This window comes from Paraburkholderia sp. RL17-373-BIF-A, from assembly GCF_046030175.1.
Classification (GTDB): domain Bacteria; phylum Pseudomonadota; class Gammaproteobacteria; order Burkholderiales; family Burkholderiaceae; genus Paraburkholderia.
The window spans coordinates 40,913-52,681 of record NZ_JARESO010000041.1 but is presented as its reverse complement, the minus strand read 5'-3'; the positions used below and the strand labels follow the sequence as shown (position 1 = coordinate 52,681).

The 11,769-nt window shown below is 60.1% G+C and carries 8 protein-coding genes and 1 pseudogene; 5 read left to right on the top strand and 4 right to left on the bottom strand.

Annotation, left to right across the window (positions count from 1 at the left end):
• Positions 1–146: 146 nt before the first annotated feature.
• Positions 147–974 (bottom strand): glycine betaine ABC transporter substrate-binding protein, encoded by an 828-nt coding sequence (locus P0D80_RS34880; protein WP_408290654.1) that lies wholly within the window; start codon positions 972–974, stop codon positions 147–149.
• Positions 975–2,025: 1,051 nt separating this feature from the next.
• On the opposite strand from P0D80_RS34880, the gene P0D80_RS34875 reads away from it, so the two are divergent.
• Entirely contained in the window at positions 2,026–2,916 is an 891-nt protein-coding gene (locus P0D80_RS34875) for a 2OG-Fe(II) oxygenase (RefSeq protein ID WP_408290623.1), read from the top strand.
• Between the two features lie 42 nt (positions 2,917–2,958).
• Here P0D80_RS34875 and P0D80_RS34870 read toward each other — a convergent pair whose 3' ends face one another.
• The 3 genes from P0D80_RS34870 to P0D80_RS34860 form a co-directional block, all read right to left on the bottom strand.
• Positions 2,959–3,630, bottom strand: coding sequence for an SEN1982 family lipoprotein (locus P0D80_RS34870; protein ID WP_408290621.1), 672 nt, complete (start codon positions 3,628–3,630; stop codon positions 2,959–2,961).
• 97 nt (positions 3,631–3,727) lie between these two features.
• The gene (locus P0D80_RS34865) at positions 3,728–5,185 is read right to left on the bottom strand and encodes a cytochrome-c peroxidase (protein WP_408290619.1); all 1,458 of its coding nucleotides are present in this window, start codon (positions 5,183–5,185) and stop codon (positions 3,728–3,730) included.
• Positions 5,186–5,371: 186 nt separating this feature from the next.
• Positions 5,372–7,708 carry an alkaline phosphatase family protein gene (locus P0D80_RS34860; RefSeq protein ID WP_408180895.1) on the bottom strand — a complete coding sequence of 779 codons (2,337 nt, stop codon included), beginning with the start codon at positions 7,706–7,708 and terminating at the stop codon, positions 5,372–5,374.
• A 796-nt stretch (positions 7,709–8,504) separates the two neighbouring features.
• Between P0D80_RS34860 and P0D80_RS34855 the strand changes: the two genes are divergently transcribed.
• From P0D80_RS34855 to P0D80_RS34850, 4 genes and pseudogenes are all read left to right on the top strand, one after another.
• Complete coding sequence (locus P0D80_RS34855; protein ID WP_408180896.1) at positions 8,505–8,732, top strand: winged helix-turn-helix domain-containing protein; 228 nt, start codon at positions 8,505–8,507, stop codon at positions 8,730–8,732.
• A 64-nt stretch (positions 8,733–8,796) separates the two neighbouring features.
• Positions 8,797–8,868, top strand: a pseudogene (locus P0D80_RS51925) (IS6 family transposase); the annotation flags it as partial.
• Positions 8,869–8,976: 108 nt separating this feature from the next.
• A complete protein-coding gene (locus P0D80_RS52035; protein WP_132381007.1) occupies positions 8,977–9,261 on the top strand; it encodes a CppA family protein in 285 nt (94 codons plus the stop codon).
• Positions 9,262–9,956: 695 nt separating this feature from the next.
• Entirely contained in the window at positions 9,957–11,468 is a 1,512-nt protein-coding gene (locus P0D80_RS34850; protein WP_408290615.1) for a sensor domain-containing diguanylate cyclase, read from the top strand.
• Positions 11,469–11,769: the final 301 nt, after the last annotated feature.

The window sequence follows — 11,769 nt, the reverse complement described above, 5'->3', positions numbered from 1 at the left end:
GATCAACAGGGACTCTTGAATCAAACCATCAAGATTTGAACGAGACGTACGTCTACCCCTATCAGCGAGAATGCGAGAAACACGCAAAGACAGCTGGTGGATCTCGCCACCGACATCAGGTAGGAGCCACGAAACTAACTAAGAAATCATTGCGTCTTAGCAACCCAGCTATCCACGCGCTCCGCGTGCGCCGCAATCCACGCATCAGCCGCGGCCGTAGGCTTGCTGCCATTCTCTGTCGCCAGCATGACGCTATCGATCTCACCCGGTTTCCACTGGAATTTCTTAAGGAACGCAACCACAGGCGCGGCCTTCGTCTCGAGCTGTGGGTTGATCACGTTATCAACATGCTCGGCGCCGCCAAATACCTTCTTGGGATCGTCCAGAAATTTGAGCTTCCACTTGGCGAACATCCAGTGGGGCGCCCAGCCTGTCACTACAACCGGCTTGCTCCCATTCATCCGTCGAGCGAGTTCCGCCGTCATTGCGCTGCCCGAGCTCGGCATCAAAGTCAGGCTGAGGTTATAAGCCTTGATGGCGTCGTCAGCTTTCTTCATTACGCCCGCACCTGCGTCGATCCCGACGATACGATCGTTGAAATCCGCTTTGTGCGCTTCGAGATCGGCAACGCTATTCTCGGGCACGCTCCCCGGTACGACCAACCCGATCTTTGCATCCGGGAAATTGGTGCCGAGGTCGGTCACTTTCCCTTTGAACTGCTCCCAGTATGCGCCATGTGTCGCCGGCAACCAGGCTGACAGCGTCGCATCAAGATCGCCCCGTGCGACGCCCTGCCACATGACGCCTGCTGCCACAGGCACGAGTTGAACCGGATATCCCAGTCGCTTCTCGATAATGCGTGCGGCCACGTTCGACGTTGCGACGCTGTCGTCCCAACCTTCGACATAGCCAATCTTGATTGGCGGTTTGGTATCCGCTGTCGCACTGACGGATGTACTCATCATCGTTACCATTGCGGTGCCCAACACACTGCACAACAATAGTTTTTTGAAAGCCTTCTTCATTGATTTCCTTTGCTTGTTAACCATAAGGAGAAAACCGCTGGCTTGCTCATGATCGGGCTGTCATCGTGCCCTCCAAGGAGTCGGGCGAATCCCGGCAATACGACATGCCCGATGTCGATAGAACGCGATCAGATGCGCTGCGGGTTGCGGCGTGTCGAGCGGTACTTCCGCGCAGCCGCGAGTGAGCGCTCAATGCTCAACGAAGGCGAGCATCAACTTCCCGATTCACCGTCCTGATACGCGGGGTTGACAGCGAACTGGACAATGCTGGTGACGTCGTCTCTGCGATAAAGGGCGCCAGAGGAGGGCCCATAGCGCGTACAGGGTCATCGTTCCGATGATTGCGCGGGTCTGTTTCAATGCACTCAGCGTCGCGCGCTTCTGCTGCTGGCGCAAGGCACTGGGAAATGGAGTGCGGACATTCGGCCTTGCTCTGCGTGCGAGTCGAGGACTTCCGCCAGCTCATCCTCTCCGGTTACGGCGTGCTCGACAAAGAATGGCCACACAGCGTGCGGCCTTCACGCGCCTTCATGATGAACGACCGGAATCAGCAAACGTAACATGTCATTGCCCTTCGATATCGTTTGCATGCTTTCATTTCAACAAATGCGGCATCAAGGCGCCGAAAAAGTTCTAGTTCGATGCATAAAGATGCCGTCAACGTGGCTCGGAACTGGCAACTCGAAGGTGCAGCGTGCCCCTTCGTGCGTAGCCCTGGAGATGGATGGCTTTCACACGTCCAGCAGCAACTGTTGCCGCATCGAATGAAGAACATAACTCGCAGCTGGTGACGCCAAATCGCGTCTTATTGTTTGCCTTCTGCTGTGCAGCGCTGACGGCGAACCTGTCGTCGCGGCAAGCGGCTCAATTGGTCTGCCGTAACTTACACGAACCGCTGCCCACTCGAATCCATTCACTGATGGTTTATATAACCGATATCATGGCAGCAGTTTTCCACTGCACACGACAGTACCCTTCCAACCTATCGTTCACCATTCCGATGTCCATAACAGTTAGCTTCCCCGTCGAAGTGCGCGACTGGATTGTCCACAATCTCACACGCGGCGTCGCGCCACAGGCGATCGTGCGCGAGCTGGTCGATCGAAATAACGCAGCGGAGCTCGCGTCGGCAATGGTCGATGCGGTCTCCTCGGCTTTTTTATACGGGACACCGTTGCCGGGCGAGACGCTCGAAATCGGCGGTGCGCCAGTCACTTACGAAGTGGAGCCGCTGCGCGTGCCGGACGGTGCGGTGATCCGGCTCGGTGAACGCAAGGTGCGCGTGATGTCGCGGATGCACCGGCCATCCTCGGTACTGCTCGCGGATTTTCTCACCGCGAACGAATGCGAGCAGCTGATCTCGCTCGCGCGGCCGCGGCTGGATCGTTCGACCGTGGTCGATCCGGTGACCGGCCGTCATGTCGTGGCTGGCCACCGCAGCAGCCACGGCATGTTCTTTCGTTTGGGCGAAACGCCGCTGATCGCGCGCCTCGAAGCGCGGATCGCCGAGCTCACCGGCCTGCCGGTCGAGAACGGGGAGGGCCTGCAACTGCTGCATTACGAAGCGGGCGCCGAGTCGACGTCGCACGTCGACTATCTGATCGCGGGCAACCCGGCGAATCAGGAGTCGATCGCGCGTAGCGGGCAGCGCGTGGGCACGCTGCTGATGTATCTGAACGATGTGGAAGGCGGTGGTGAAACCGTGTTCCCGCAGCTTGGATGGTCGATAGTGCCGCAGCGCGGCCAGGCCCTCTATTTCGAATATGGAAACCGTTTCGGGCTCTCCGATCCGAGCTCCCTACATGCGAGCACGCCCTTGCGGACGGGCGAGAAGTGGGTGGCCACCAAATGGATCCGTACTCGCCGCTTCGTGCCTCGCGATCAGGCGTAACGGTTTGCGGGGCGGCTAAACGCGCTCCCCGCCTACTGCGTTTCAGCGCACGAAGACCTCGTCGGCGACCCAGCCGTTCGACGTCAGATGCACGCCTTCGCGCAACTGCATCGTGCCCGCGCCCTCGATCACGCGCTTGATCATCGGGAACACGCGCTGCGCATCGGCATCTTTGGCCCACGGTGACGGATCGATCTTGTAGGTATAGATGACCGAGGTGGCGGTCTTACCTTCCACTTGCATTGGCCGTTCCCATCCCACCACCTTGTCGAGGGTGAGCGTGGCTGCACAGAAATCAGCCGGGTGCGTGACGCGCGAGGTGGCGGTCGCGACGACTTCCGGAATGTGCAGATAGTATTTCTGCCCTTCGGCTGTCAACTGGTACTGGCGAGCGTTCGCGGTGATCTTCTTGCCGCTGGGGTCAGTGCGTTCGACCACCATATCCTTGCCCGCTACGATACCGAGTTTCTCGAGCACCGGCATCTGTACCGCGTCGCGGCTACCGGAGGCGACATCGTCCGTCGTCACGTAGATCGGCCAGTCGTATTTGGCGAGGCATAAGTGGCCGCGCTGGGCGAGAAAGTCGTTGATGGTAGCCGTGAAATTCTCGCGGCTAACGTCTTGGCTCTTGTCGTGGCAGCCAGCGAACAGGGTCAGGGCGCTCAGGGCAAGTGCACCGCAAGCAAGGCGGGCGGCGATGGAACGTCGCGTCATGGTGTTTGTTGCTCAGGTTAGGTTGCTAAGGTACGGATAAGACAGAGCAAGCGGCCTGCCTGGAAGGGCAGGCCGCGTGCGAGGATCATCGATTTTGTCAATTTACGCAGGAGCCGCTGGTGGGCGGCGTGGCGGGCGGTTGATAGCCATCGGTGAGCGTGTTCAGGAAGCACACCAGGTCGGCGATGTCCTGCTGCGTCAACTGCGGCGTCGAATGAATCGGGCGCGGCTTTGCACCGTCGGCCGCCGTCGTGCCACCTGCGTCAGTCTGGCCTTGTCCCATTGGCGGTTCTTCGTCGATATTGCCCTGATAGGCCGCGGGCAGATCGTTGAAGGATTGGGCCGTCGCACCCGACGCGGCGGTCGGGAACAGCGCGAAGGACGGGTTCTGCACCTGGTTGCTGGAATCGCCGCCCGTGCTTGGATACCAGTATTCAGGGTTGGTGTCGCGCGTGTTGTAGAAATTGATCACCTGCACGAGCGAGTGGAACACGCCGTTATGGAAGAACACGGACCGCGTCGCGACGTTGCGCAGCGTCGGCACCTTGAAGCGGCCGCAATACGGGTCGGGGACATTGACGCCGGTGAACGAATCCGGACCGGCGCCGCTCGTCGCGGAGCCCGGAATGTGGATCGTCGCATACGGTCCGCACAGACCCATGTCGACGAATGACGCGTTCGTGTTGGCCGGAATCGGATCTGTGTTGTTCGGGATCGACGCGTCGTTGCGCGGCGCACCGATCGCCTGGTAGGTAAAGTCGGTCATCAAACCGACCGAGCCCTGGAAGTTGGCGCCCACGTAGTGGCAGGCCGCGCAGCCGGCGCCGTTTGTAGTGTCATTGAATAGTTTGAGACCGCGCGTCTCGGCGGCCGTCAGGGTGCCGCCGAGCTTGTTGCCGATATACAGGTCGAACTTGCTCGTGTACGTCTCGAACGACGGCTCTTCAATCTGGAACTGCTGCAGCGCGTCGCCGATATCGTTGAACGCGGCCATGGTATTGCCGAACACGCCCTGGCCGTACACCTGCTGGAACCGCGCGGCGTACGGCCCGCTCTGTACGGCCTTCACGACGACATCCGGCGAGCTGTTGTTCATCTCGATCGGATTCAGCAACGGAAACGCCGGCTGCGTAGCGAGCGTCGTGGCGCGACCATCCAGCATGAAGCCGCCGCCGGGCGCGTTCTGCGTGACGCCGTCCGGGTTCGCCGCGTTGTCGTCGTACGGCGGCGTCATCGCCTTGTAGCGCAGCGACGGCACCGCGCGCACGCCCGACAGCGACGGATCGGAGCCGAGCTGTACCGACAGGCTGTTCGGTGGCCCGTATGCGTAGGCCGGGCTATGACAACTCGCGCATGCCATGTTCTTGTTGCTCGACAGAGATTTGTCGAAGAAGATCGTTTGGCCGAGCTGCGCCTTCTGGCTTAGTGTCGAGGCGGCAGGCGCCGATGCGCCAGATGATGGGCTTGACGCGTCGCTGCTGGACGAGCTACCGCCGCCACAGGCGGCCAGTACCACGGAAACGGAGCAGATTAGAGCAAGAGATAGCGTACGCATGGTTGGTATAGTTTTCGCCGGGAAGTCAGTTTCCGGGCGACCCCGCAGTCGCACGAGGCGAGGTGGCCGGGAAAATGTGCGAGATGTTCAACAAAAGTGCCGGGTAACGCGCGAGGCATACCCGGCATGCAGCTGCGATGGTTTCAGACGGGGAAAGGGCGGGCCCTTTCCCCGTGACCGTGAAACTTACTGGATCGTCCAGATGTTGGTCTGGGTCTTGTCCGGACCCGGCTGGCGATTAGCTTCCTGCGTACCGATGATGTCGGCCGGATTCAGCTTCTGCGTATAACCCTGCGGCGTGATGTACGCATGGTTCATCGGACGGACCGAGTCGAAGTGCGTATCAGCGCTGTCCGCGAGTTCCGGCAGGTTCAGGATGTTCGCCGTGATGAAGCTCTCGGTGTACTTCGAGCGGGCGATGTACGTGGACTCCTGGCCCGGTGCCGGATCGGCGAGCTGGAACATGTCCTGCAGCGTCCGCACGAGCGCGAAGTGGCTGTACGCGTCGCTGTCCTGGATGCCCTGCGCGCCATGGTTCGTGACTACGCCGAAGATCGAGTTGCCGTGACCGTGGTTGCCCTTGTTGTACTGCGTCGTCGTCGTCGGCGTGTACTTGCCGTTCGTGAACGTGAGCGGTTCAGCGGCCGACGTTTGACTCGGGTTCCAGCCGCAGCACGACGTCGAGCTACCTTCGCCTTCGTCGAACATCACGACGATCGCAACGTGACGCTTCGGATTGTTCCAGATCGGCGAAGCCTGGATCTTGGTCACCACCTGCTGGACGTATGCGTCGCCACGCTTCACGAGGTTGTCGCCCTTACAGGTCGGGTCGTTACCCGTGCCGTGCATGTCGTCGCACTGGTCCGGAACCACGAAGTTGACCGCGCCAACGTCGCCGTTCTGCAGGTCCGTATCGAACTGGTCGAAGTTGTAGCCTGACGGGACCGGGTACACCGACGTGTTCTGGAGCGCCGAAGCGTACTGCGTACCGAAGATCGTACGGTTGCTAGCGAAGAATTCCGGCAGCGAACGCGCGGTCTGGTAGGCCATGCCCGGGTGATGCTTCGTCTTGTACAGCGCTGACGGCATGTTCAGAGCCGGGCTGGTCAGGCCGGCGGTGACGGTGCCCGCGATGCCGTTGTAGCCGGCCACTACGGCCGGGTCGGCGATGCTGTCGGTACGCGGATCCTGGCCCGGGTTCATCGACTCGCTATACGTGCGCCACGCGAGGCCGGCGTTCGACAACTGCGTGAACAGGTTCGGTTGGACAATGTTGTGCGCAGCGGTCGTCCCCGTCGGACAAGTGCCAAAGCCGGACAGGTCACCGTTTTGGTTGGCCGGAACAGCGGGCGTCGCCACGAGCGGCTGACCGTCTGATGCCTTGCCGCCCGCGAACGCGGTGTCCTTCAGCGCGGAAGCGTCTACGCCGCAACCCCACCAGTTGTCGTCGGTGATACCCCAGTCGTCCGCACCGCCGAGCGCCGTGTAGTTCGGTTCCGACGGGTTGCCGGTCGAGTAGTAGGTCGTGGCCTGGTTCCACTTGCCGCTCGTGAAGTCGAGGTTGCCGGCGATGTACGGCGCGTCGCCCGAGCCCTCGATACCGATCGTGCCGCCCGTCGTGGTTCCGATCGAGCGGTTCTCGAGCATGACAATGAAGACCGCGTCATAGCGCGGAATGCCTTCGACGTTGAACGCAGCCTGCTGCGACTGCGCGAACGTGATCGGCGTCTGCGTCTGTGTCGGCACAACGGCCGTCGTCGAGGTCACACCCGCCTTGCCGACGAGCGACGGATCGCCGCCCGCAACCGCGAGGTTATCCGGGTACATGTCGCCGCGATCGAGCTTGGTCGTTGCGTACGTATAGCGGTTCGTCAGTGCATTGTCTTCAAAGAGGATCGTCGACTGCTCGGCGCCCGACAGCTTGTTCACGTCGCCGAGCACGTCGGCGGCAGCGACAGTCGCTGCCGAAGCGGCCACACCCGGACCGCTCAGGCGCGTCGCGAGGTTGGCCTTCTCGGTGGCGTAGGTCGTGCCGTTCGCTTCAACCAGACGCTGAACTTCGCTCGACATCGGGCTGATCACGACGTTCGTCGCGCCCTGGTCGGCGATCTGTGCCGCCGAGGCGCGCAGGATCATATGGCTCGGGGCGGCTGCGCCGGTCGCCGTGTTGGTGGCCTTGGTGCTCACGTCGGCTATCAGTTGGCCGCTGCCGCTGGTCTTCAGCGTGAAATGGCCCGTGCTGTCGGTTGTCGCGATGGTTTCAGCCCCGTCGCACTTGCCGTTGCCGTTCGCGTCGACGCACACGGTCGCGCCAGCGTAGTAGCCTGCCTTGAGGATTGGATCGCCAGTCGTGCTGCCCGGCACGAAGCCGGCGGCGGCGACGGCGCCCGCGAATGTCTGCGTGGGGGCGTTGCTGGCCGCCGGTGTAGAGTTGTCATTACCTCCGCAAGCGGTCAGCACGCAGGCTGCCGCGATCGAAGTTAGAAGAAGAGTGGTGGTGCGACTTGTTGAATTGACCGACATTGTGGGGGAGCCCCTGTTGGTTGTATACGCCCTTCAGAGCAAACTCCGACTGCGCGGTGCAGCGCGTTCACTTTCAACTACGTGCGGAGCTTGCCTGGGATGTTATTAGAAGTGCAACTGCCACGACTGCCTTTAAAGCAGGGCGAATTGGAACACCCCTGAGTGAAACTTTAGCGGCAGAAACCTGAATATTGGCTTGCAATTCGCGATGGCGCGTCAACAGGACCTACCAAACATGTCTTCAGAAAGCCGACAAAATTGGCTCTCCGATAAATGTGTCCAGGAGATGTCGAAAAAAAAGTTGCAGTTCGCAATTAACTGGAAGGCAGCGGTTATCATCACGCCTCTCTCGGATAAACTCTGGCAGATTTTTTAGCTCCGAATCCACCTCTCGCGCTGATCCTCGGCCAGCACATGTCTGAAATTCTGATTGTTGAAGATGGCCCCTCGATAGCCGAAATGCTATGGCTACATGCACAGGAAGCGGGCATTGACCTGTGGTTGCATTCACGGGGAAAAAGGCGAAGGAATTAAATTGATGAGCGGTTGCCGGCGGCTGTGATTCTTGGCTGGACGTTGCCTGACATGACGAGACTGTCTCTGTTGATGCCGGGGCGGACTTCTATCTCCTCAAGCCCTTTTCAACAAGGGAATTGTTTGCCCGTGTACAAGTTATGTTGCGCCCACAACCAAACGTGAACTCTCAGGATATTTTTTGAGCGTCCCTGGGATCACCGTGTCGCTCACGTCACATCGAGTATTCGTACGGCGGGAGGACTGAGAAGTTGCTGTCACTATGTCGCCGACAGGATTCAAGCTCCTACGTCTTTATTTGGCGCATCCAGGAGAGGTACTTTCCCGTGACGCATTTCTCCAGGAGGTCTGGATGGCACAACCCGATGCCAGGGAGCGCACGGTCGATGTCCATATCAAGTTCCTCCGCGATGCGCTTCGACCATTTGACACAATGATCGAAACGGTTCGGAGTCGAGGCTATCGTTTGTCGAGTTCTCCTTCTCACTAGTCGAACACCGGTCAATCACCGTAGGGGCCTTGTCACGTTGCTGCGGTGGCCGCGTAAATCGGCGATGAAAAATACGAAATCACTCTATGACGGCCATCGCTTTCCGGCGGTGGTGATCGGTTGTGCCGTTCGCTGGTGCAGTGTGTATCGGCGGCGGTCGCGGTGGCACCCCTACTTTTACCTTGAACGCAGCAGCAATACTGTATATATTAACAGTACTGGTTATATATACAGGGTCGGCAATATGGAACATCTGATTCGTATTCTTAACGACAAGGATCGCCGAACGCTCGCCTGGCTGCGGGAGCAGGTCGGCGAGGCCGCCCTTGGCGCGGCCGCTGAGCGGTGCGGCGGGCCGACAAAGCCCTATGTGTCTCGTGTCTGCCGGTGCCTAGGTCTGAGGCCGCCAATATTCGGCGAGTCGCGCCCGCACATATCGACTGCGACTGCCGAGCGGTCACTTGCTTCAATCCGCGAAATTCTGGCCGCGGCTGCGGCAAGGCGCGGCCCCGGTTCGGTGCGTGTTTGACTCTTTGACGTCTAATCTAGCGAGAACGCCGATCCGATCACGTCACACCGGCCGCTTCTGAAAGACGATTCTGGAAGTGACGTTTGCGCCAGGCGAGAGCCACAGTCATTCAGCTTGGCAACGGGCACCCGCAGGCGCACGGTGCGACATGCACAGCTTGGCTCACGAGATCCGCATTTACGAGGACGGGGGAGCTGCTGGCCGTTCATCCTGTACTCTAAGGGCGTCGAAGAACGTCGCTGTTGCCGGGACATCGGCGTTCACACGAACCGCTTGCCTTTTGCTCTCGCGATGCGGCGAGCAGTCTGGTTAATCGTTGGAAGGGGATTTTCAACTTGCCGCTGTCCATCAGGAAAACGGTGAAACGGTCCTCAACTACGTTGACATCCCTTGCCACCGGTCGAATACGATTTATCATCCCACGGCGTCCAAATGATTGTCCGCAGATATCATCTCGCCTGCGGTGGCTGGGCAAGTGTCGCCTCGGGTATTTGAAAAGGCCGCCTCTTGGCGTTCCAGTAAATTACTCAAGTAATGATTTTGTCAGATCCTGTGCGGCGATAATCGGAGTCGTTTTGGGGTCTCGTGCGCCGCGAGAAATGACGTTGGCTTGTTATCAGAAGGCACGTCTGCCGCCCCGTGCGCGCGGCAACGTTTGTTCAGACCGTGCGGATGAATTCGTCTCATGAGGCTCCATGCGTTCGTCACTATCGCTTTCTGTGCGCAGATCCGTTTCGTCAGCCGCCTCGCGGGTGTTGTCGCCATCTGGTGTGATCGTTTGTGGTGTTTTGCTGACGCTGTTCACGTGCAGCCTTTGCGCGTGGGTGCTTTTCGAGTCACGCAACGATGCCTACAACCACGCCGAGGAAAATGCACGGAACCTGATGCTGGTCATCGAGCGGGACATCGCTCGCAACATCGAGCTCTACGATCTTTCGCTGCAAGCGGTAGCGGACGGGGTGGCGGATCCGCAGGTGATGGCACTCCCCCCGAGGATCCGAAGCGGGGTGTTGTTTGACCGCGCCGCTTCGGGTAAGTACCTCGGCTCCATATTCGTGATGAGTGAGCGCGGCGACATCGTCCTGGACTCCCGATTCATACCGGCGCGGGTCGGGAACTTCGCTGACCGTGACTATTTCAGCTTTCACCGCGACAGCGGCAACACCGGCCTCTACATCAGCAAACCCTACGCGTCGCGGCTGCGCGACGGCGCGCTCACGATTGCCCTGAGTCGCCGGATTACGCGCACGGACGGCTCTTTCGGCGGTGTCGTGGTTGGGACGCTGAGCATCGACTATTTCCGCGCTCTACTGGACGGCCTGTCCGTGGGGGAGCGCGGTACAGCGGCAGTGATCGAGACGAACGGAACCATGATCACCCGATTGCCCTACGATCCGAAGGTGGTCGGGCGTGACATCCGAAACGCCCCTGTGTTTATTCAGGCGATGTCGACAAACGAAGGTGCGTTCGCTGGCACTGCCTCAATCGATGGGATCCGCAGGCTCTACGTGTACAAGCACCTACCCGGGCTCCCGATCATTGTCGACGTGGCGCCCGCGGAGAACGACATTTACGCGGAATGGCAACGCCGGGCCAGGCGACTTGAGATCGTGATGGCGGTGTTCGGCGTGATCCTTGGGGCAGGATCGTTGCTGTTGTCGCGTGAACTACGGCGGCGGCAGCTTGCGGAGTCGAAACTACAACATCTGGCGCGTACGGACGCGCTTACGGGATTGAGCAACCGGGGCACCTTTGACGAAACGTTGCAGAAGGAATGGCAACAGGCCAATCGCTCGGGCCGTCCGCTCTCGCTGCTGTTCGTCGACATCGATCAGTTCAAGGCGTACAACGACTACTATGGTCATCAGGCGGGCGATGAGGTACTAAGAGCCGTTGCTCAATGCGTGGCTCTGTGCGTTCGCCGACCGGCCGACCAGGTGGCGCGGTATGGCGGCGAAGAGTTCGTGGTGACCCTTCCAGATACCGACGCGACCGGTGCCGCGAACGTCGCAGAGACCATTCGGCAAGCCGTATTTGATCTCAGTATTGAACACGCCCAGAGCCGGTATGGCTGTGTGACCGTGAGCATCGGCGTGGTGACGTCGCAAGGGCGAGCGGTTCACGATGGCGCGATTCTGGTGAAGATGGCTGACTCGGCCCTATACGAAGCAAAGTCAACCGGCCGTAATCGGGTCTGCGAGGCATAGCAGCGCCAGCGCGCGCAAACGATGCAGAGGGTGTACACAAAGGCAGCTGAATGGAGTTGCACTCGAACAGCAGGATGAACAGGAACCTGGCCGGTTCCCGCGCGGCTAGGCGATCACCGATCATTTCAGGCTGCACGTTCAGGTGGAATCGGCGAGCCACGATCACTGGCGATGAAGCGATGCATGCGCGGGCGCCGCTGTACGCGTCACATCGAGAAGTGGTCGTCGGGCAGGCATCCGTCGCGGCGTGCGATGCCGACGCCGACGTCGCCCAGCGTCAGGTTTGCCTGTGCGCCGTGCG

Excerpts from the sequence above, each read along its gene's own strand:
- P0D80_RS34875 (WP_408290623.1), top strand. The coding sequence starts at position 2,026 with ATGTCCATAACAGTTAGCTTCCCCGTCGAAGTGCGCGACTGGATTGTC.
- P0D80_RS34860 (WP_408180895.1), bottom strand. The coding sequence starts at position 7,708 with ATGTCGGTCAATTCAACAAGTCGCACCACCACTCTTCTTCTAACTTCG.
- P0D80_RS34865 (WP_408290619.1), bottom strand. The coding sequence starts at position 5,185 with ATGCGTACGCTATCTCTTGCTCTAATCTGCTCCGTTTCCGTGGTACTG.
- P0D80_RS34855 (WP_408180896.1), top strand. The coding sequence starts at position 8,505 with ATGTCGCCGACAGGATTCAAGCTCCTACGTCTTTATTTGGCGCATCCA.
- P0D80_RS52035 (WP_132381007.1), top strand. The coding sequence starts at position 8,977 with ATGGAACATCTGATTCGTATTCTTAACGACAAGGATCGCCGAACGCTC.
- P0D80_RS34880 (WP_408290654.1), bottom strand. The coding sequence starts at position 974 with ATGGTAACGATGATGAGTACATCCGTCAGTGCGACAGCGGATACCAAA.
- P0D80_RS34850 (WP_408290615.1), top strand. The coding sequence starts at position 9,957 with ATGCGTTCGTCACTATCGCTTTCTGTGCGCAGATCCGTTTCGTCAGCC.
- P0D80_RS34870 (WP_408290621.1), bottom strand. The coding sequence starts at position 3,630 with ATGACGCGACGTTCCATCGCCGCCCGCCTTGCTTGCGGTGCACTTGCC.